The organism is Mycetocola sp. Y442, assembly GCF_056898615.1.
The window spans coordinates 113,468-134,858 of record NZ_JBXHBV010000002.1 but is presented as its reverse complement, the minus strand read 5'-3'; the positions used below and the strand labels follow the sequence as shown (position 1 = coordinate 134,858).

The window sequence follows — 21,391 nt, the reverse complement described above, 5'->3', positions numbered from 1 at the left end:
AAGAGGGCCGGCCGGGGCCCGTTGGAGCGGGCCCCGGCCGGCCGGTGAGACTACTTGACCGGAGAGATGCTCTTCAGCACGATGCCGTTGTCCCATGACTTCCAGGACACGGGGAGCGCATACTTGTCGTCGTTCGACGGCCAGCCGGTCGCCCGGTCGGTGTTGAACTCGGTGAGCATGGCGTTCACGTAGATCGGGATGTACGGCATATCCGTGACGATCTGCTCCTGGATGAGCGCGTACTGCTCCATCTGAATGGCCTCATCGTTGGTAGCCCGTGCCGTGGCGATGGCCGTGTCCACCGCGTCGTTGGTGTATCGGGCAGCATTGCCGGCGATGGCCGACTCACCGACGGGCGTGGTGTTCGCGGAGTTGAACCACCTGTCGTAGGTGAAGTACGGGTTGTTCGACGGCTGAAGGCCGATGGAGTCGAGCGAGAGCTGGAACTGGCCCAGCGTCTGGTTGCTGTTCCACTCGTTCCACGACAGCTGCGTCGGCTTCAGCTCGATGCCGACTTCGGCCAGCTGTTGCGTCATCGCGTCGTTGAGCGAGATGTAGTCGCTCCAGCCGGAGACGGTCTGGATGGTGAGGCTCAGTCGCTCGCCGTCCTTCTCGCGGATGCCGTCGCTTCCGACGGCCCAGCCCGCTGCGTCGAGAATTCCTGCTGCGGTATCAACGTCTGCACCCGCTGGCGCTTCGACGTGCTCGGGGTTCGCGATCCACTTCTTGTCCCGCTCGGGAAGGATGATCGTCGGGGACGCCGTCTCGGCGAATCCGCCGCCGGCGAGTTTGTCGAGCTGTTCGCGGTCAATGCCGTGGTAGATCGCCTGTCGAACGGCAGGGTCAGTCTGCGGGCCCGTGCAACCCAGGTCAGGGTTCGAGCACGTGAAGATCGCCGTGGTCATGGCCGGAGTGTTGATGTAGGAGAGGTTCTCGTGGTCCTTGAGAATCTGCTCAAGACCGGGGAGGAACGAGCTCATCCAGTCGACCTGGCCCGCGAGCAACGCCGCGCTTGCGGCATCCGCTGTCTCGAGGGAAATGAAACGCACCTCGTCGACTTCGGGCTTGCCCTTCTCCCAGTAGGAGGTGTTCTTCTCGAGCACGTAACTCTGCGCGTTGAAGTCCTTGACCTTGTACGGGCCGGTACCAACCGGGTCGCTGTTGACGTCGGTCACCGGGTCTTCCACGTCTTTCCAGACGTGTTCGGGCACGATGCCCTGGTTACCGAGCACACTCGGTTCCTGCATAAAGGAGGGTTCGGTGAACTTCAGGACTGCCGTGTTCTCGTCGGTCGCTTCCGCAGTGGCCGAGAGTCCTGTGGTGTTGAGTTCCGGGGTCTTGTTCACGAGGTTGAAGGTGAAGGCGACGTCTTCTGCCGTGAAGTCTTCGCCGTCGCTCCACTTCACGTCGTCGCGGGTGGTGATGGTGAGTTCGGTGCCCTCGGCGTTCCACTCGTAATCGGTGGCGAGCATGGGAACGGGCTCCTGGTCGGATGCCGCGTTGAACCAGTAGAGCGACTCGAAGATCACGCCGAGGGTGGGCTGAAGCGCTGTGGAGGAGAACGGGTTGAAGTTCTCGGTGATGGTGCCGGTGGCACCGTTGAAGACGGTGATGCTTGAGCCGGCGTCGGATTTCTCGCCGCCGCTCGATGAACAGCCGGTCAGCGCCAGCGCTGCCGCAGAGGCGACAGCGGTGACTGTCACGCCCACCCGCCGTCTGCCGTGTGATTTCAGGGACATCTTTGGACCTTTCATCGGTGAAAAGCCACGGAAAGTGGCGAGGGTCACGGTCGTTCTCGCCATCGAGCGTGCTGCGCCTGGGAGGAGAAAAAGCCGTCGGGTACTTTCTTAGGCGACTTTATTAGGTAAGTCAAGTAACTCGTGGAAATGGGTTGAGCGCGGGTGCGGGACGCCCCTGCCACGGAGCGCTGCATTTGCATGCCCGCGCTGCAGATACTTCTGCAGCGCGGGCATGGATGTGCAGCGGTCGCCGCTGTCGGCGGGTCCGCAGCCCCGAGGAATCGGCTACAGCGCCTCGATGTGCACGAGTGCCGAGTGCTCGGGATGCAGCCTCGGCGCCTGGATTCCGACCGCGGCGAGCGCCCTGCCCGAGAGCACGACACCGCCGTCCGCGAACCAGCTCGGCGTCGTGGCGGTCGTCGTGAACCGGCCGTGCGGGCCCACCGCGCTCACGCGGTAGCGCCGGTCGGGCTCAAGGCCCGGGATCCGAACAAGCCCCGGCGGCCAGGTCGACGGGCGCGCGAGCAGCGCGAACTCGAACAGCGCTTCCGACCGATCCTGCGCCACGATGCCATGCACAGCGAGTTCGGTGACCGGGTGATCCACCCGCACCGTCCGCCCGGAGTGGATCAGCGCACGGAACCGCTTGTGCAGCGCGATCCACTCGGCGAGTTCCGTCCGCTCCTTCTCGGTCGCGCTCGAGATATTCCACTCCACCCCGAAGTGCCCGAACAGCGCCGTCGACGCCCGAAACGACAGGTCGTGCGTGCGCCCGGTCGTGTGCGAGCGCGGGCTGCCGATGTGGCTGCCGACGAGCTCGGGCGGAAGGAGTTGCCCGGTCCAGCGCAGCATGCCCTGCCGCTCGAGCGGGTCGATGCAGTCACTCGCCCAGACCCGGTCGGTGTACTCGAGCACGCCAAAGTCGACCCGGGCGCCACCCGACGAGCACGACTCGATTTCGAGGTGCGGATGCCGTGACTTCAGTTCAGCAAGCAGGCGATAGACCGCGTGGGTCTGGGCTGACACCCCCGCCTTCCCCGTCGCGGTGGAACCGGCATCCACGAGGTCGCGATTGTGGTCCCACTTGAGGTAATCGAGCCGGTATTGGTCAACGAGGCTCGAGATCGACCCGAGGATGTACTCGTATGCTTCGGGGATGGCGAGGTTGAGCACCTGCTGCTGGCGCTGCTCGAGCGGCAGCCGCCCGCCGGTCGAGAGGATCCACTCGGGGTGCGCGCGAGCGAGGTCGGAGTCCGAGTTCACCATCTCGGGTTCGAACCACAGCCCGAACTGCATGCCGAGTTCGCGCACGCGGTTCACGAGCGGATCGAGGCCGTTCGGCCATACCTCCGGGTCGACGACCCAGTCGCCGAGCCCGGCGTTGTCGCTCCGGCGGCCGGAGAACCAGCCATCGTCGAGCACGTACCGCTCGACTCCGACCGCCGCCGCGTGCTCGGCCAGCTCGAGCAGCGGCTCGAGCCTGTGGTCGAAGTAGACCGCTTCCCAGACGTTGAGCGTTACGGGCCGCACCGACCTCGGGTGCTGGGGCCGCGCCCGCAGCCACTCATGGAATCGAGCCGCTTGCTCATCGAGCCCGTACCCCCACGACCCGTAGACCCATGGCGTCGCATAGGACTCGTCCAGCCCGAGGACCACCTCTCCTGGCAGCAGCAGTTCTCCGCCGCCGAGCAGGGTCCTGCCACTCGTCATCCGCTCGAGGTACGAGACGTGGTTGCCGCTGTACCCGACGTGAAGGCCCCACACCTCGCCGGTCCGCGGGCCGAAACCGAAACCGGCCTCGCCCGCGACCAGGACTGTCGCGGCATCCGCCCCCGTCCGCCCCCTCCGCGACTCACGCAGGTGCGTTCCGACCGTGATCGCCCGGCGCTGTGGCACGCGCTCCTTCGCCCACCGCCCCGCCTGGTCGAGCGACTCGGTCGCGACGGGCGGCACCGGCAGGGTGACCACGAGCCGCTGGACCTCGTACGTGCTCTCGGCGCGATTCGTCACGGTTGCACGCGAGCGGAGAACACCGGATGCCGTCAGCTCGATCTCGAGGAGGAGGTCAAGGTTCGCGACAGCATCCGTCGCCGCAGCCACCACCCGGGAGCCGTCGATCTCGTAGCTCACCCGGTCGAACCGCGGCGACCAGTCGCCACCACCGGCGCGGTGCCCCTGCAGCCCCGGCGCACCGAGCCAGCCCGCGCTGTGCTCGGGGACAACACTCACCCGCACCGGGACGTCGACGGCATTCTCGAGCATGGGCGCTGTGACACGTGCGAGATCGCGAAGATCATCGGCCGAGGCCTCGCCAAGGTCGGCGCCCCAGTGCAGGATAGAAGGGAGGGCATTCTCCGGAGTATCGAGAACCAGGCTTACCCCGGCATTGCGGAGGTGAATCTGCGGCGGAGTTGTGGATGTGGTCATGATCTCTTTCCTCGACAGCGCTGGCGTGGTAGACAGTATCTTAGGCGAGTTAAGTAAGTAGCGCGATGAGCGTCTCGCCTTTTCCGCACGATCGACCGCACGAAGGATGATGGAGTCCATGCCGATATTCGACAACCCCTCACTGCAGCTCTACACACTGAGGGACGCCCTCGCGGCGGACTTCACCGGCACGATGGAACGTGTCGCCGCCATCGGCTACCGCCGGGTCGAGCCATACAACTTCGTGGCCGACGTCGACGCACTCGAGAAGGGTCTCGCGGCGTACGGCCTGACCGCGCCGTCCGCCCACGTCGGGCTCCTGCGCCTCGACGACCAGCGCCCCGCGTTTGAGGCTGCCAACCGCCTCGGCATCGACATCGTCATCGACCCGCACGTCGACCGTGCGCGCTGGACCACGGCCGCTGACATCGCCGCGACCGCCGAGCAGCTCAACCGCGCCGCTCAACTCGGAGCCGAGTTCGGCATCACCGTCGGCTACCACAACCACCACTTCGAGCTCGAGAACCGCATCGACGGCCGGTACGCGCTCGATCTTCTCGTCGACGCCCTCGACCCGTCCGTCGTGCTCGAGATCGATACCTACTGGGCCCAGGTCGGCGGTGCGGATCCTGTTGCACTGCTGACGGACCTCGGCGAGCGCGTCGTAGCGATCCACATCAAGGACGGAGACGGCACGCTCGACACCAAGAAGCAGGTGGCCGTCGGCTCGGGCGTCCTCCCGATCGAGCGCATCGTCGCGGCCGCCCCCGCCTCGGCGATCGGCGTGGTCGAACTCGACGACACGTCAGGCGACGTCTTCGAGGCCATCGCCGACAGCTACACCTACCTCACCGGAAAGGCATCGGCATGAGCGGCACCGGCCCGGTCGGCGTCGGAATCATCGGCGCTGGCGTCATCAGCGAGACGTACCTCGAGAACCTCACGTCGTTTCCCGACGTGAAGGTGCACGTCGTCGGCGACCTCTTCGAGGATGCTGCCGCGAAGCGAGCGGCACAGTTCGGCATCGAGTCCAGCGGTGGGGTCGACGCCGTGCTCAGCCACCCGGACGCCGAGATCGTCGTCAACCTCACGATTCCGACCGCGCACGTGCCGATCGCTCTCCAGGCCGTCGCCGCGGGCAAGCACGTCATCGGCGAGAAGCCGTTCTCGCTCGATCGTGCGAGCGGCCTCGAACTGTTGCGAGCAGCAGCGGATGCCGGCGTGCGCGTCGGCTGCGCGCCCGACACCTTCCTCGGTGCCGGTTTGCAGGCGGCATTCCGCGCCATCCGTCGTGGTGACATCGGCACACCGCTCACCGCGCTGACGCTGATGCAGTCCCCGGGACCGGAGTCATGGCATCCGAACCCCGCCTTCCTCTTCCAGGAGGGTGCCGGCCCGCTGTTCGACATTGGACCGTACTACCTCACGGCTCTGGTGCAGGCATTCGGGTCGATATCGCGAGTCGCGGCAACCGGATCGACGGCTCACCCGAAGCGCGTCATCGGCTCGGGCCCCAAGGCCGGCGAAGAGTTCGACGTCACCGTGCCGTCGCACGTCAGCGCACTGCTGCAGTTTGCCGATGGCGGCTCGTCGCAGAGCATGTGGAGCTTCGACTCGGCGATCGGCCGGCACGGCTTCGTGGAGATCGCGGGTACCGAGGGCACCCTCGTGTTGCCTGACCCGAACTACTTCGACGGTGACCTCGTGATTCACCGCCGCGGCTCTGAGTCGAGCGAGGTTCTCGAGAAGACCGTCGCGAGCTCGACCCGCGGAACGGGCGTGCTCGACCTGGCCCGCGCGATCCGCGAGGACCGCCCGCACCGGGCATCGGGTGAGCTCGCGTTCCACGTGGTCGACACAATGGTGTCGATCAGCGAGTCGATTTCGAGCGGCGAGTTCGTCACCGTGGACAGCACGGCACCGACCGTGCCTCCGCTGCCGGACAACTGGGACCCGCACGCGGCCACGCTGTAACCGCCGAGCGCTACACATCCATGCGCGCGCTGCAGATACTTCTGCAGCGCGCGCATGGTTCTGCAGCGGTGGCAGAGTAATCGCGCCGCGAGTAGAGTGTGGAAACCGCAAATCCGCCAGCACCCACTTACTTCATGCACTTTATAAAGCAAAGTAAGTTATCGTGAATGCATGACCGAGAAAACGCGCCGTCGCGCGAACTCCAAGGGCAGGACCCTTGACCTGATCCGCTCCTCCGGACCGATCAGTCGCGTAGAGCTCGCCGAACTCACCGGCCTCACCCAGGCCACCATTTCGACGGTCGTCCGAGAGTTGCTCGCCGACGGAGTGATCAGCGAAACCGGCAGGGGCGAATCAACCGGCGGCAAGCCGCGCATGCAACTCGAAATCAACCCGGCCTCGCGCCTCGGTATCGGCGTCCACATCGGCCAGGACTACATCACCTACATCGCCGCCGACCTCGCCGGTACCGTGGTCGGACGCAAACGGGTGGATGGCCCCGGCGACGCCTCTCCGATCACCGTTGTGGGCCGCATGGCCGACGACATCGAGTCGCTCATTGTGGGCCTCGACCTCGACAGGGCATCGATCGTTGGCATGGGGCTCGCCATTCCTGGGCCCGTTGACCGCATCGAGGGGACGGTCCGCGGCGTCCCCTCGCTCATGGGCTGGACTGACTTCCCGATCCGGACAGCACTGGCAACGACGACCGGGCTCCAGTGTGAGTTCGACAACGACGCGACCGCCGCAGCAATCGGCGAGTACTGGCTCGGCGCGACCGTCGACTACGGCAGCTACGCATCCGTCTACATGGGCTCGGGCATCGGCTCCGGCATCGTGATCGACGGGACGATCTACCACGGGCTCTCGGGCAACGTCGGCGAGATCGGCCACCTCACCGTCAACGCTCGCGGCCCGAAATGCGCGTGCGGCAACCTCGGCTGCCTCGAGCTCTATGCGGGCCCTGCCGCCATTATGGAGAAGGCAGCGGATGCCGTCGACCGCGGCGAGCTGGACATCCCGCTCACCGGAAAAACCTCGGTCGACTTCGCCAGCCTCGGCACCGCCGCAATGAAGGGCCAGCCCAGAGCGGTGGCCCTGATCGAGGAATCGGCGGACTACCTCGCGAGCGCCCTGGTCTCGATGGTCAACCTCTTCGATCTTCCGCTCATCGTCCTGGCCGGAAACGCATTCTCCACCGCCGGTTCGATCTACGTGCGTACAATCTCCCGCGCGCTCGCCGAGCGAGCCATGGTGCGCGACATCCACCCGGTGGAGGTGCGCATGTCCGTCAACGGCAACGATGCCGCCGCGCTCGGTGCAGCGACGCTCGTTCTGCAGGATCGCCTCTCCCCTCGCTCTCTCCGCTCCGTCGCGTTCGCCTGATCAGGAACATTCGGTCAGCACTCTTCTGAACCGCCTCTCCAACCCGAAGGCTCCCATGACCACCTCACAGCTCACCCGCCTCTCACTCGATGGCGGCCAGTCCGGCATCCGGACGAGGCTTACCGGCCCAACAGGCGTTATTGCCGAGGTCGACCGCCCGGGAGTACTCACTGACCGGCCGGTGATCGACCAGCTCGCCGACATCGCCGTCGGCCTCGCGAAGGAAACCGGGACCAGGATCGATGAACTCGCCGTCGGCACCTCTGGCCTGACACCGGCGAGCGCTGACCCGGACGGGCTGCTCGCCCGGACAGCCGCGATCGGAGTGCAGCGCGTCGCGCTCGCCCACGACTCGATCACCGGCTATCTCGCCGCAAACGGTATGGAGCCCGGGGTCATGCTCGCCGTCGGCACCGGGGTCGTCGTCCTCGCGCTGTCCGAGTCGAGCGTCGCCAAGGTCGATGGCTGGGGATTCCTCCTCGGCGACGCCGGCAGTGGCTACTGGATCGGGCGCGCCGGACTTGACGCAGCGCTTCGCGCATTCGACGGCAGGTCGGCCCCGACGCCCCTCCGGGAGATCGCCGAGGCGCGTTTCGGGCCGCTCGATGAGCTCTACATGACCCTTCAGGCAGACCCCAAGCGCGTCTCCGTCATCGCCTCCTTCTGTCGCGACGTGGTGGATGCCGCCCAGGCCGGGGACGATATCGCCGATGGGATCGTCACGGCGGCAGCCGCAGAACTCGCACACTCGGCGGCCAGCGCGCTTGCCCGCGTCGGCTGGCAGCAGGGAGAACCTGCCCGGGTCGGTGTCGTCGGCGCACTCGCGACTCGCGCAGCGCTCATGCCGGAACGCTTGGCTGCGGCCCTTGCCCACCGTGCACCGGGGGCGGTGCTTGCCCCGCCGCTCGGCCTCCCTCTCGACGGGGTTCAGTCGCTGCTCGACGTCGCGCCGTCGCATCCGCTCTACCGCTTCATCTCGACGGCGCAGGTGGAGCCGGCGCACTAGGCCGGCGAGCGGCGGGCGTCACGTGGTGGACGGCCCCGTCACCTCGGACGCGACTCCGCGGCGAGCACCGTCGCTCCGGGAGGAGAAACCGCACGCCCGAACCACTATCTGCGATGCACCACCCGTTCTTCCTCCCGAAACTGCAGCGCACCCCTCGCCCGGCACCCACACGGCCGACCGCCAACCGCCAACCGCCCGCGCAGCGTCGCCCATACTCTGGCGTGCGTGACGGGCCTGCGCTACCGTGTGGTCCCAAAGGGGGCAGCCATGAACAATCGAATTCTGGTCGGCGTCAAGGATCCCATCGCGAGCAGGGCCGCCGTGCTGTGGGCAGCCGAGCGAGCGGGATCCCGCGGGCTCGGCCTCTCCCTCGTTCACATCGTCGATGAAGGCATCCGCAGGGCGGGCAGCCGTGACCTCCTCGACGCCACAGAATCCGCGGTCGAACAGGTGCTGACGAAGAGCACCGAACTCGCCCGATCAGTGTCACCTGGCGTCGACATCCAGACCGACGTCACCGAGGGCGACCCGATCACCGAACTCGCCCGACGATCGGCCGACGTCGACATGGTCGTGGTCGGCAGCGACCCTGGCGCGAACGGTCCGGCGCGGCACGGAACCCGGGGTTTCCGCATCGCCGCAGCGAGCACGACACCGGTGGCGGTCATTCCGGAGGTCGATCCCCGCGGCCGGAACGGTGTGATCGTCGGGGTCGACGGCTCCGACAACTCACGCAACGCCTTCGCCTTCGCCGCGGACGAAGCGGAACGACTGGATCAGCCCCTGGTCGCGGTCTACGCCTGGCCGAATCCCGTCGTCTACGGCTACGACCTCGCGTTCCCCGTCGACTATGTCGAGGACCTCACCGAGACCGGGCACGACGCCATCTCCCGGGCGATCGAGTGGGTCAGCGATGGCCATCCGGCCCTCGATGTGCGGCGGGTCGTCAGCCAGGGCGACCCGGCGACGGTGATCAACGCGGAGGCGGCCAGTGCGTCACTCGTTGTCGTCGGCAGTCACGGTCGCGGTGCGGTCGCCCGGTTCCTGCTCGGCTCGGTGAGCCACGGCGTGCTCGCCCGGCTCGCAGCGCCGACGGTCATCGCTCGCTAGGTCCGGCGCCGCGGAAGAAGTCAGTGAGCAGGCGGCCACAGGCATCCGCTTCGACGCCGGCAAACACCTCGACCCGGTGGTTGAGCCGCCGGTCCCTGAGCACGTCGTACACACTCCCTGCGGCACCGGCCTTATCGTCCCAGGCGCCGAACACCACACGCGGAATGCGCGCAGCCAGAATCGCACCGGCGCACATGACGCACGGTTCGAGGGTCACGATGAGTGTGGTGTCGGTGAGGTACCAGTCGCCGGATGCCTCAGCGGCCTGCCGAATCGCCTCGACTTCGGCGTGAGCCGTGGGGTCCTGCCGGGCTTCGCGAGCGTTGCGTCCGACACCGATCACCACGCCATCGCCGTTCACGACGATCGCACCGACCGGCACATCGTCGGTCTCCAGCGCGAGCCGGGCCTCGGCGATGGCGGATGCCATCCAGTCGACGTGCTCCGGCAGCTCAGGAAGTGACACGGCATCCTCGGGGTCGGCGCGGTTCTCAGCAACTGTGCGGCGGAGAGCGGGTGAACAGGTAGATTAGAGCCTATGCGAGTGCACGTAGCGGACCACCCCCTCATCACCCACAAACTCACCGTTTTGCGTGACAAATCGACACCGGCGCCGGTCTTCCGCGCGCTGACCGAGGAACTCGTCACCCTTCTGGCCTACGAAGCGACACGTAACGTCCGTACCGAAGCGGTCGAAATCGAGACTCCGGTCACCAGGACGACGGGTATCACGATCAGCACCCCTCGACCGCTCGTCGTGCCCATCCTGCGCGCCGGCCTCGGCATGCTCGAGGGCATGGTCAAGCTGCTGCCAACGGCAGAGGTTGGCTTCCTCGGCATGCTTCGCAACGAAGAGACTCTCGAGCCGACAACGTACGCCGAGCGCCTCCCCGAAGACCTCTCTGATCGCCAGTGCTTCGTGCTCGACCCCATGCTCGCGACGGGTGGTTCACTCGGCGCTGCCATCGAGTTCCTCTTCGACCGCGGTGCCATCGACGTCACGGCCATCTGCCTGCTCGCGGCACCGGAGGGAATCGCCGCCCTCGAAAAGGCGACGGAGGGTCGCGATGTCACCATCGTGCTCGGCGCCCTCGACGAACGCCTCGACGAGAACGGCTACATCGTGCCGGGCCTCGGCGACGCAGGCGACCGCCTCTACGGCCTCGTTTAGGTCGAATTCCACTTAGAACTTCCTGCGACGGGTCTCGTCGCACAGGAAATAGTCCCGAATATCCTTCGAGCCAAACCCCACTGATTCACACGATCTGCACTTTTCGACGATATTTCGTCATCCAATGCAAAGATTTGACACGTGCTGACACAGTGGGGTTTACTCATGCCCATGACTGATAACGCGCAACTCCTGAGCTCGTCCGAGCCTCACGGAACTGCCGGCTTGATGATGGCCCGCAGCGCAGTCATGTGTTGTCGAATGTGTCGCTGACCGCGAAACCCTCGCCCCGCTCCCGGTGACCCATCGAGGTCCCGCTCGAGCGAACGGATGCCACACCCCGCATTCGCGCAGGCCGTAACACCGGCCGCTACACCGACTCACCGTCGAAACGTCATCCGGTGTACCCGGATTCGACACAGGCACATCATCCAAGGATTTCTCCCATGTCTCTCGCACACGCGACCACACTCGCTCCGACCAACGTCCGGCCGACCGCGCCGGCAGCATCCGCCCCACAGGGCCGTAACCTTCGCGCCGTTCCGGAGGGAACCGAGGCCCGCGGCTTCGTCCTCTACGTCGGCATCGACGATGCCAAAGCGGCAGCGGCAGGCACCAGCCTCGGTGCCATCGTTCACGCACTCAAGGCACTCGCCGCCGACCTGGCACCCGAGTCGGAGACCTACGCGGCCGTCGCGCTCGCGCCGCAGGGCGCAGGGGGACGCGACGTCGACGTGGTTCGGCTCGCGCTCCAGGACCCGTCCGCTCTCGCCAGGCACCGTGAAGCCGACACTGACGAAGAACTCGACCGCGCCCACGCCGGTGTCGTCATCGACATCTCGCGCAAGCGCCTCATCCTCGACAACGACTCGGTCGGCCTCACCTACAAGGAGTTCGAGCTGCTGCAGTACCTCGTGCTCCGCGAGGGCCGCACGATCGACCGCGCCGAGCTCATCTCTTCGCTGTGGAAGGCCGGCGACGACGATGCACCGAACGAGCGCACCATCGACGTCCACGTTCGTCGCCTGCGCGCAAAGCTCGGGCGTTACGAAGACATCGTTCGCACGGTGCGTGGTGTCGGTTACCGCTTCGACCGCCACGCGGATGTCTCCATCCGTCACGCGGCAGCGCACTCGCCCGACTTCATCTAGAGCCGACCGCGCGGCTGGGCCGCCGCGGCTGGGCCGCCGCGCGTGGGCCGTCGCGGGTGGGCCGCCGCGTCCACGCCCGGGCACCCCGCTCGGCCGGCGCGATCAGGCTCCTGCCAACCGCTCGGCCAGGTAGGGCGCCGTGCGGCTGCCATCGTGAGCGGCCACCGTGGCCGGGGTTCCGGCGACGAGCACGCGCCCGCCCGCTGTTCCTCCGGACGGACCCATGTCGATGACCCAGTCGGCACCGGCGGCGACGCCCATGTCGTGCTCGACGAGCACGACGGTATTGCCCGTGTCGACGAGCTTGTTCAGCTGGGTCATGAGCAACTCGACGTCGGCGGGGTGCAGCCCTGTGGTCGGTTCATCGAGCAGGTAGAGCGTGTGCCCACGACGTGCTCGCTGCAGTTCGGTGGCGAGTTTGATGCGCTGGGCCTCTCCACCGGACAGCTCGGTCGCCGGCTGGCCGAGGCGCAGATAGCCGAGGCCGACGTCGCGGAGCGTTTCGAGGCTGCGGGATGCCGCGGCGACGTCGGTGAGGAAACCGGCGGCTTCGTCGACGGTCATGGCGAGCACGTCCGCGATGTTCTTTCCGCGGTAGTCGATCTCCAGCGTTTCGTCGTTGTACCGTTTGCCGCCGCAGTCGGGGCACGCACCATAGCTGCCGGGCAGGAAGAGCAGCTCGACGGCGACGAAACCCTCACCGAGGCAGGTCTCGCAGCGGCCACCGGCGACGTTGAAGGAGAAGCGACCGGCGTCGTATCCGCGCGCGGCGGCATCCGTCATTGCAGCAAACGCCGACCGGACGGCGTCGAACAGGCCGGTGTAGGTGGCGAGGTTCGATCGGGGAGTGCGGCCGATGGGACGCTGGTCGACCCGCACGATCCGATCGACGGCGTCGAGGCCAGAGACGCCGTCGATGGTCGTGGCCACGGCAGCGGACTCGTCATCGGGAGCGGACTCGGTCACGACAGGATCGGCGTGGTGGCGACCGGCACGAAGTCCCTCGCGCACGGCGTCGCCGAGCACACCGCTGACGAGCGTCGACTTGCCCGAACCCGAGACCCCCGTGACGACCGTGAGCACGCCGAGCGGCACGTCGACGTCGAGGTCGACGAGGTTGTGCCGCGAGACGCCGCGAAGCCCGAGCCACGCCGACGGTTCGCGCTGCTCGCGGGGCTCATCGCGGTCCGCGCCTGCCGGGTGCAGGAAGCGCCTCGTTACCGAGGTCTTCACATCGGCGAGGCCGTCGACGGCACCGCTGTAAAGCACGGCTCCGCCGTTACTGCCCGCGCCGGGGCCGACATCGACGAGCCAGTCGGCCCGACGAACGATATCCATGTTGTGCTCGACGACGAAGACCGAGTTGCCCGACGCCTTGAGCTGTTCAAGCACGACCATGAGCGGCTCGGCGTCGGCGGGGTGCAACCCTGCCGACGGTTCGTCGAGCACGTAGATCACGCCGAAGAGACCCGAGCGCAGCTGGGTGGCGATCCGCAGGCGCTGCATCTCCCCCGGCGACAGTGTCGGCGTTTTGCGACCGAGGCTCAGGTAGCCGAGACCGAGGCCGATGAGCACGTCGATCCTGCCGACGAGGTCGGTGGCGATCGTGACGGCAACTTCAGTCGATTCACCGGACGATGCGGATGACACCGCTGCGGTCGCCGAGCGGATGAGGGTTGTCGGGCGGAGGATCTCCGCGAGCTCGGAGAGCGGAACAGCATTGAGGTCAGCAACGGTGTGACCGGCGAAGGTCACATCGAGTGCCGCACGGGTGAGTCCGCTGCCACCGCACAGGTCGCAGGGGCCAGACTCGACGAACCGAGCGGCACGCGCGCGAGACATCTCACTCTTGGAATCGGCGAGCGCGTGCATGATGTGGCTCTTGGCACTCCAGAACCGGCCCTTGTACGGCTTCGCGACGCGGTCGCGCTGGGGGGTAACTTCAACGACGGGCTGCTCCTCGGTGAACAGGATCCAGTCGCGATCGGCCTGTGGAAGCTCGCGCCAGGGAACGTCGATGTCGTAACCGAGCCCGGCGACGACGTCGCGCAGGTTCTTGCCCTGCCAGGCGCCGGGCCACGCGGTGATCGCACCGTCGCGGATGCTGAGCGACGGATCGTGGACCGCTGACGCTTCGGTCACCGTGTGGGCGATGCCGAGGCCGTGACAGCGCGGGCACGCGCCGGTGGCTGTGTTGGGTGAGAACGAGTCGGACTCGAGCCGCGGCGCCCCCGCCGGGTAGGTGCCTGCACGCGAGAAGAGCATACGCATGGAGTTGGACAGGGTCGTGAGCGTGCCGACCGTCGACCGTGTGCTCGGCGCTCCTCGGCGCTGCTGCAGCGCGACGGCGGGAGGCAGTCCCGTGATCGAGTCGACGTGCGGGTTGTGGCCCTGGGCGATCAGTCGCCGGGCGTACGGCGCGACAGACTCAAGGAATCGGCGCTGCGCCTCCGCGAAGATCGTGCCGAACGCCAGCGATGACTTGCCCGAGCCGGACACCCCGGTGAACGCGACGATGCAGCCGCGGGGCACATCCACGTCCACATCGGTGAGGTTGTTCTCCCGAGCACCGCGCACGCGCACGAAGCCGTCTGACGCGTCCGTGGCGTCGGGAATGATCGGGGCGGGGTCCTGCGTGAGAGTCGACACCGTCTCCACACTATGCGGGTGTGGTTGAAAATGACCGTGGGTCGCGCGCCGGGGCATCCGCACCTACAATAATCGCCCACGCTCCCCGTCCGAGCGCCGCCGCCCCACCGCCGCTCACTGTAAGGTTCAGGAGGGGCTCGACATCCTCGCCACCGTCTTACCGGTGCGCGCGAGGATGCTAACGTCGCTCATCCGCTCGGACTGCGCGGGTGAGGTCAACGTCGAACGAGTCCGTCACATTCGCCGCGAACCAGACTGTGGAGCAGGGCTGGGAGAACACCGCGGGCGATCCGCCGCAAAGATGAGGCATTAGCGAACGACACAGATCGCCGTGCCAACGGCGGCTCGCCGCTCACACCTCCAACTTCCCGTTAGGCCCGCACCATGCACCACTTTCTCCCCTCGCCCATCGCCGCACGGAAGTTCGGTGCCCGCGCCGTGTCCGCCGCCGCCCTCGCACTGCTCCTGTCGGTTTCCACACCGCTCAGCGCCACCGCAGCAGAAGCACCGGTTGCTCTCGCCACGGCCGGAGACTTCGCCGTTCTCGCCGGTTCCGCGGTCACCAACACGGGCCCGTCGGTGATCTCCGGCGACCTCGGTGTGAGCCCCTCCGCCGCGGTCACGGGGTTCCCGCCGGGACGAGTGGACGGGACGATCCACTCGAGCGACACCGTTGCACGCACAGCGCAGAACGACCTGACGACGGCGTACCTCGACGCGGCCGGGCGCCCGGCCTCCGAATCCGGCGTCACGGAACTCGGTGGACGCAGCCTCACCGCCGGAGTGTATGCCGGAGGAGCCCTCAGCCTTACCGGCACGCTGACTCTCGTCGGCGACGCCAGCTCGGTCTTCATCTTCCAATCCGCGAGCACCATCAATTTCGCGTCGAACAGCAACGTCGTCCTCAGCGGCGAGCTGACCGACTGCAACGTTTTCTGGCAGTCCACCTCATCGGCAACTCTCGGCTCGTACTCACACGTCGCCGGCACTGTGATGGCCCTGACATCGATTACGGCGAACACCGGGGCGGATGTCGCCGGTCGACTGCTCGCGAGGAACGGAGCAGTTACGCTCGACGCGAGCACGATCACCGCGCCACGGGACTGCGGCCCTCAGGGTGCCCCACCCGTTTCGGCTCCGCCAGCTGACGAACCGCCCGTAACTGCGCCGCCAGAGGGAACGGCACCTGACGTAGAGCAGCCAGCGGCCACCCTTCCCCCCGAAACGCCATCGGGGGCTACCCCTCCGGTCGTCACCCCACCGGTGAGTGCACCCCCGGCCACCGCAGCGCCCGCCGTTACCCTTCCCGCCGGGGATGACGCCACCACGGCCACGCCGCCGAGCGACAGTGATGGGCCCCGTGAGGAATCCCGCGAGAACAGTGCGGGATCTGACACCCAGACCGTGGCGGCGACAGGTGCCAACGCCGCACTCCTGGCCGCGGTCGCGTCTCTTCTCGTTGCAGCCGGGGCCACGATGGTTGTACTGCGTCGGAGACGCGCGGCGTAATTTCAGAAAAATAACGTTTCGGTAACTAGACGCCGTTACCTTTCCGTTATATATTCAAAGAGCGGAAGTTGTTTGCTGTGGCAGCTGAAGCGGAATGTGATTGCAGGACACTCTTGGTGCAAGGGGAAGGCCGGTCGTAAGCCTCTACGACCGGCCTTCAATCCGTTAACGCCCGGTTTTGCAGCGCATGCACGCGGCCGATTCTATGCGGCGGGGCCGGCCTCATCCGTCTTGCGGTTTCTCTCGTAGAACTCCCGCACCCGGTTGCGATTACCGCAGTCGGCGGACACGCACCAGCGCCGGTTGTGCCGCGGTGAGGTGTCGAGGAAGACCCAGCCACACTCGGCGTCGTGGCACTGGCCGAACGTTGTGGCATCCACCCGCGTGAAGAGGTCAAGAGCCTGAATCGCGATCTGGCGCCGCGGCAGCGACAGGTCGACGGGGAATCTCCACACCCGCTTCCCACCGGCGGAATCGAGACGGCCATCCTGGATTGCGTCGCGGTAGTGGGCGGCAACGGTTTCGCCGTCAGCGTCAGCGAAACCGGCGAGGTAGATCGCTTCCCTCAATTCGCGGACACGGAGTGTTTCGGCTTCCGCCTCGCGGGGACGCTCGCTCGCGAGCAGCTCGAGTTCACGGGTCTCGCCCGCATCGATGAACTCGAACTGGCGAGCCCAGTTAAGGACGTCGCGGTAGCCCACCAGCTCCTCGCTGAACCGCTCCCGGCTCAGCCGCCAGTCGACCGTGTTGACGAGATCAAGCGCGGGATGCCCCGCGATGGTGGAGAACGTTGTGCGGCGCTCGGTGGATGCCATGACGCAATTCTAATAGATTTTGCTTGTATTGCCCATTAGAAATCGGCCATACTCTAATGCATGAATCAGCCATCACTCATTACGCCGGACGCCGTGCAGGAGCGGCGGCAAGTTCGGGACTTTCGGTGGTTCTGGACGGCGCAGGGCGCCTCGTTCACCGGCGACCAGCTGCGCGAATTCACGCTTCCCCTGCTCGCGCTGTACGCCCTGAACGCGTCGGCGACCGACCTCGGCGTCATCAACGCCGCACAGTGGGTGCCCTTCCTTCTGCTTGCACTCCCCCTCGGCGTCCTCATCGATCGCCACCGGCGCCGGCGGTTGCTCATCCTGTCGGACGCAGCGCGCGCGATACTCATCGTCGCGCTCGTCGCTGCTGTGACCCTCGGTGCCCTCAGCGTGCCCGGCCTGGTCGTCGCCGCTGCCGTGCTGGGCATCTTCGCCGTGGTGCACGAGGTGGGCTACCAGTCCGTCATCCCCTCACTCGTGCCCCGGAAGCACCTGGAACAGGCGAACTCGCGCATCCAGGCAACCGTCGCCGCCGCCGATGTCGGGGGCCCGGGACTCGGTGGCCTCATCGTGCAGCTGCTCGGGGCCCCAGCGACGCTCCTGGTGAACGCGTTTGCCTACCTCACGTCGGCGGGAGCACTCGCGGCGATCCGCACCCCCGAGTCGAAACCGGCCACACACGCCAGCCCCAACTTTCTCGCTGAGCTCCGCGCGGGCGTATCGCTGGTGGCACACGACCCGTACCTCAGGTCCAATGTCGGCTTCTCCGCGATCTACAACCCGTTTGCGCAGTGGGTGACCATCCTGCTCGTCGTCCACGCCGTGCGGGAGCTCGGCCTGGAACCGGCCCAGCTCGGACTGGTCTTCTCCATCGGTGCCGCCGGCGCGCTTGCCGGGGCAGCGTTGACCCCACGACTCACCGCGCGGCTCACCGTTGGCCGGATCATGATGCTGTGCGTCACTGTGGAGTGCCTGATGCTCGCCGTCCTGCCGCTGGCGGATGCCTCGTGGGGCACCGTCGCCATCATCGCGTTCCTCGGCGCTGCACTCGCACTCAACGGGGCTGGAACGACGATCTCGAACGTGCTCCTCATCACCATCCGCCAGTTGCGAACCCCCGACGAACTTCTCGGCCGCGTGAACGCCACGATGCGCACGGTGACCTACGGAACCATTCCACTCGGGGCTCTCGCTGGTGGTTTTGCCGGCGACTGGCTCGGCACGCGCCTCGGCATGCTTGTCGGCGGCATCCTGTGCCTGTCCACCATCCTGTGGGTCGCTCTCTCCCCGCTCAGCCGGGTGAAGGCGCTCAACGATGTGAGCCGCGACTAAGCGCAAGCGCGAACGGATGCCGCGGCATCCGTTCGCATACGGCTCGACACCAGCTTCGGATCGATACCCTGAACCCATGTCGAACACCCCGCCGGATACCCGCAGCAGCTCACAACCAGACCGGGCACGTCGGCGCATGCTCACCGGTCTCGTCTGTTTCGGCGGCGGACTACTGCTGGTGGCGAGCGCCGTCGTCTTCGTGCTTGTGCAGCTCGTTGAGTCGAATCCGGTCGCACTGATTCCCGGCATCCTCGTCGCCCTCATCGGCATCGCCGTCAACTTCACTGGGCTCGTACTGATTTACCGCGCCATCACCGGCACAACGCCGAAGAACCGGAACGAGCGAGACGACACCCCCTAGGCTTGATCCGCAAGGAGGCTCAATGACAGACCGCGAACTCGCCGTATCCACGTGGGAATCGTTGTTTCGTGCGCAGGTCGGCGTGTTGCGCGTACTCGGCGCCGAATTTCCCCTGCGCGGCATGTCGTTCAACGAGTACGACGTTCTCTTCAACCTGTCGCTCCAGCCCGACCGCAGGGCACGGCTGCGCGACATCAACCGGCTCGTTCTGCTGAGCCAGCCCAGCGTGAGCCGCCTCATCGACCGGCTCGCCGCGCGCGCACTGGTGTCGAAGCATCCCGACCCCACTGACAAACGTGGCACGATCGTGGCGATGACGGATGATGGCTTCGACAGGTACCGGGACGCCGCACGCCACCACATGGCCACCATCACCGAGCTCATGAGCGCCCTCTCGGACGACGAGTTGCAGCAACTCAAGCAACTCACGACCAAGCTGCGTGGCGAGAGCGGGCACTAGTTCGCCCACACCGGGCGACACCGGCCCGCGCCGGCCCGGGCGGCCCGGGCGGCCGGGCCGTCCCGCTAACGCTCGGCAGCATCCACGGCCATGTCCGATTTCCGCTAGCCGATCGGCATCCGCTGTGAAATGCTCGAAGCATGGACTTCACCGAGCGCTACTCCGCCATCCAGGCGAAGGACTCCCGATTCGACGGGCAGTTCATCACGGCGGTACGCACGACCGGCATCTATTGCCGTCCATCCTGCCCCGCCCGCACACCGAAGTCCGAGAACGTGACTTTCTTCCCGACCAGTGCCGCCGCGCACGAGGCCGGCTACCGCGCGTGCAAGCGCTGCCTCCCCGAAGCCGTGCCGGGCACACCAGCGTGGAACCTCCGCAACGACCTCGCCGCGCGGGCCATGCGGCTCATCGGCGACGGTGTCATCGAGCGTGAAGGTGTCCCCGGGCTGGCCGGCCGGCTCGGCTACTCCAGTCGACACCTCACGAGGATCCTCACCGAAGAGCTCGGCGCCGGGCCGCTCGCGCTGTCGCGCGCCCTGCGCGCGCAGACCGCACGCACGCTGCTGACCTCGACCGACCTGCCCGCGTCCGACGTTGCGTTCGCCGCGGGGTTCTCGAGCATCCGGCAGTTCAACGACACGGTCAGCGAGGTGTTCCAGCTCACTCCCGGTGAGATTCGCAGTCGGCAGAGGCAGTCGAACCGCCCAGTGCCAGGCACCCTGGATCTCGCCCTTCCGTTCCGTCCGCCGTTCGACGCCGCCGGGCTGTTCGGCTGGTTCGTGCCGCGCGCGGTCGCTGGCGTCGAGGTCGCTACAGCGAGCGGGTACCGGCGCACCGTCTCCCTCCCCGGCGGCCCCGGCAGCTTCGAGGTGCGCCTCGACGGCGACGCGCTGCGGTTGCGGGCGACGCTGAGTTCGCTCGGCGACCTGCCCGTGCTCGTGTCGCGGGTGCGACGCCTGTTCGACCTCGACGCGGATCCGATCGCCATCGACCGGGCGCTCGGGGCCGACCCGAGCCTCGCGGCGAGCGTTCTCGCAACCCCCGGCATCCGCCTGCCCGGTGCCCTGGACCCGGAAGAGATGCTCTTCCGCGCCATCATCGGCCAGCAGATCTCGGTTGCCGCAGCCCGGACCCAGCTCAACCGGCTGACCGCGGCAGCGGGCACCCCGGTCGACGGCCCCGAGGGGCCGGAGGGCTTCACCCACCTATTCCCGACCGCAGCGCAGATCGTCGAGCACGGCCGCGATGCCATGGTCGGCCCGCGCTCCAAGATCGACACACTGCTGACCGTGGCCGAGGCTCTCGCGACCGGCGAGTTCTCGATCGGTTTTGGCGACGACGCCGTCGAGCAGCATCGGGCGCTCACCGCGTTCCGCGGCATCGGTGACTGGACGGCGGGTTACCTCAGCATGCGTGTGCTCGGCAATCCCGACGTTTTCCTGCCCGGCGATGTCGCCGTGCGCACCGGTGCGCGCACTCTCGGCCTTCCCGCCGAGCCGCGTGCGCTCACTCGCGACGTCGAACGCTTCGCGCCGTGGCGCTCCTACCTCTGTATGCACCTCTGGCGGAGCGCCGCCACGGCACCGCCGGTATCCCGCCGCTCGAAAACGCCTCCCGTGCCACCGGCAGCCAGGACCCTCGAGGAGATCGCATGACCAGCACGACCCTCCGCCCGCCACACACCGCTCTGGTTCCGTCGTCGACCGCGACCACCGCGCTCAGCCAGACGATGAGCACACCGGACGGCCCATTCACGATCATCGCCCGCGACGACGGAGCAGTGCTCGCCTCCGGCTGGACCACCGACGTCGACGCCCTCACCGCGCGCATCGCCGCGGCGCTTCGGCCAGCAACGGTGACCGCCGGTTCAGTATCCGCAGCGGATGCCGTCACCGCCTACTACGACGGCGACCTCGCCGCCATCGAGAACGTTGCCGTCGAGCAGAGCGGTGGAGAGTTCCGGCTTCGGGGCTGGACCGCGCTCCGCTCAATCGCGCCGGGGCATCCGCTCACCTACCGTCAACTCGCCGAACTGATCGGCAACCCGGCGGCGGTGCGCGCCGCGGCGAGCGTCTGCGCGACCAACACGCCGGCGCTGTTCGTGCCGTGCCACCGGGTGCTGCGCACAGACGGCACCATGGGCGGATTCGCCTGGGGCGTCGATGTGAAGCGGTCGCTGCTCACGCGCGAGGCGCGGCTCACGCTCGTGTGACGCGGCTCGCCGCGAGAACATCACTTCCGGTCGAGAACACCCCGCGCAACTGATGCTCTCGACCGCAACTGATGTTCTCG

At 67.2% G+C, this 21,391-nt stretch carries 18 protein-coding genes; 13 read left to right on the top strand and 5 right to left on the bottom strand.

Annotated elements, in window-relative coordinates; all coding sequences use genetic code 11:
• Window positions 1-50 precede the first annotated feature (50 nt).
• Together AC1X6S_RS07355 and AC1X6S_RS07350 are read right to left on the bottom strand one after the other, a co-directional pair.
• On the bottom strand, window positions 51-1,703 hold the full coding sequence (locus tag AC1X6S_RS07355; RefSeq protein ID WP_483405115.1) for an ABC transporter substrate-binding protein: 1,653 nt from the start codon (window positions 1,701-1,703) through the stop codon (window positions 51-53).
• Between the two features lie 321 nt (window positions 1,704-2,024).
• Entirely contained in the window at window positions 2,025-4,166 is a 2,142-nt protein-coding gene (locus AC1X6S_RS07350) for an alpha-galactosidase (protein ID WP_483405114.1), read from the bottom strand.
• A gap of 118 nt (window positions 4,167-4,284) precedes the next feature.
• On the opposite strand from AC1X6S_RS07350, the gene AC1X6S_RS07345 reads away from it, so the two are divergent.
• From AC1X6S_RS07345 to AC1X6S_RS07325, 5 genes are all read left to right on the top strand, one after another.
• A complete protein-coding gene (locus AC1X6S_RS07345) occupies window positions 4,285-5,037 on the top strand; it encodes a sugar phosphate isomerase/epimerase family protein (protein ID WP_483405113.1) in 753 nt (250 codons plus the stop codon).
• On the top strand, window positions 5,034-6,140 hold the full coding sequence (locus tag AC1X6S_RS07340; protein WP_483405112.1) for a Gfo/Idh/MocA family protein: 1,107 nt from the start codon (window positions 5,034-5,036) through the stop codon (window positions 6,138-6,140). Before AC1X6S_RS07345 ends, AC1X6S_RS07340 begins: the two co-directional genes overlap by 4 nt.
• Before the next feature lie 171 nt (window positions 6,141-6,311).
• Window positions 6,312-7,526 (top strand): ROK family transcriptional regulator, encoded by a 1,215-nt coding sequence (locus AC1X6S_RS07335; protein WP_483405111.1) that lies wholly within the window; start codon window positions 6,312-6,314, stop codon window positions 7,524-7,526.
• A 55-nt stretch (window positions 7,527-7,581) separates the two neighbouring features.
• On the top strand, window positions 7,582-8,532 hold the full coding sequence (locus AC1X6S_RS07330) for an N-acetylglucosamine kinase (protein WP_483405110.1): 951 nt from the start codon (window positions 7,582-7,584) through the stop codon (window positions 8,530-8,532).
• Window positions 8,533-8,799: 267 nt separating this feature from the next.
• A complete protein-coding gene (locus AC1X6S_RS07325; RefSeq protein ID WP_483405109.1) occupies window positions 8,800-9,642 on the top strand; it encodes a universal stress protein in 843 nt (280 codons plus the stop codon).
• On the opposite strand, the gene tadA is transcribed toward AC1X6S_RS07325, so the two are convergent.
• On the bottom strand, window positions 9,629-10,072 hold the full coding sequence (gene tadA, locus AC1X6S_RS07320) for a tRNA adenosine(34) deaminase TadA (protein WP_483405879.1): 444 nt from the start codon (window positions 10,070-10,072) through the stop codon (window positions 9,629-9,631). The genes AC1X6S_RS07325 and tadA overlap by 14 nt on opposite strands.
• 108 nt (window positions 10,073-10,180) lie before the next feature.
• Here tadA and upp point away from each other — a divergent pair, with 108 nt between their 5' ends.
• On the top strand, window positions 10,181-10,813 hold the full coding sequence (gene upp, locus AC1X6S_RS07315; RefSeq protein WP_483405108.1) for a uracil phosphoribosyltransferase: 633 nt from the start codon (window positions 10,181-10,183) through the stop codon (window positions 10,811-10,813).
• Window positions 10,814-11,259: 446 nt separating this feature from the next.
• Entirely contained in the window at window positions 11,260-11,964 is a 705-nt protein-coding gene (locus tag AC1X6S_RS07310) for a winged helix-turn-helix domain-containing protein (protein ID WP_483405107.1), read from the top strand.
• A 102-nt stretch (window positions 11,965-12,066) separates the two neighbouring features.
• On the opposite strand, the gene AC1X6S_RS07305 is transcribed toward AC1X6S_RS07310, so the two are convergent.
• A complete protein-coding gene (locus tag AC1X6S_RS07305; RefSeq protein WP_483405106.1) occupies window positions 12,067-14,670 on the bottom strand; it encodes an excinuclease ABC subunit UvrA in 2,604 nt (867 codons plus the stop codon).
• 327 nt (window positions 14,671-14,997) lie between these two features.
• Between AC1X6S_RS07305 and AC1X6S_RS07300 the strand changes: the two genes are divergently transcribed.
• Entirely contained in the window at window positions 14,998-16,122 is a 1,125-nt protein-coding gene (locus tag AC1X6S_RS07300) for an ice-binding family protein (protein ID WP_483405105.1), read from the top strand.
• 203 nt (window positions 16,123-16,325) lie between these two features.
• On the opposite strand, the gene AC1X6S_RS07295 is transcribed toward AC1X6S_RS07300, so the two are convergent.
• Window positions 16,326-16,937, bottom strand: a complete 612-nt coding sequence (locus AC1X6S_RS07295) for a CGNR zinc finger domain-containing protein (protein WP_483405104.1) — start codon at window positions 16,935-16,937, stop codon at window positions 16,326-16,328.
• Window positions 16,938-16,997: 60 nt separating this feature from the next.
• On the opposite strand from AC1X6S_RS07295, the gene AC1X6S_RS07290 reads away from it, so the two are divergent.
• From AC1X6S_RS07290 to AC1X6S_RS07270, 5 genes are all read left to right on the top strand, one after another.
• Window positions 16,998-18,275 carry an MFS transporter gene (locus tag AC1X6S_RS07290; protein WP_483405103.1) on the top strand — a complete coding sequence of 426 codons (1,278 nt, stop codon included), beginning with the start codon at window positions 16,998-17,000 and terminating at the stop codon, window positions 18,273-18,275.
• Window positions 18,276-18,351: 76 nt separating this feature from the next.
• Window positions 18,352-18,636: a hypothetical protein gene (locus tag AC1X6S_RS07285; protein WP_483405102.1), complete on the top strand. Its 285-nt coding sequence runs from the start codon at window positions 18,352-18,354 to the stop codon at window positions 18,634-18,636.
• Window positions 18,637-18,658: 22 nt separating this feature from the next.
• Window positions 18,659-19,096, top strand: coding sequence for a MarR family winged helix-turn-helix transcriptional regulator (locus tag AC1X6S_RS07280; protein ID WP_483405101.1), 438 nt, complete (start codon window positions 18,659-18,661; stop codon window positions 19,094-19,096).
• 140 nt (window positions 19,097-19,236) lie between these two features.
• Complete coding sequence (locus AC1X6S_RS07275) at window positions 19,237-20,754, top strand: AlkA N-terminal domain-containing protein (protein WP_483405100.1); 1,518 nt, start codon at window positions 19,237-19,239, stop codon at window positions 20,752-20,754.
• Window positions 20,751-21,311 (top strand): methylated-DNA--[protein]-cysteine S-methyltransferase, encoded by a 561-nt coding sequence (locus AC1X6S_RS07270; RefSeq protein WP_483405099.1) that lies wholly within the window; start codon window positions 20,751-20,753, stop codon window positions 21,309-21,311. Before AC1X6S_RS07275 ends, AC1X6S_RS07270 begins: the two co-directional genes overlap by 4 nt.
• Window positions 21,312-21,391: the final 80 nt, after the last annotated feature.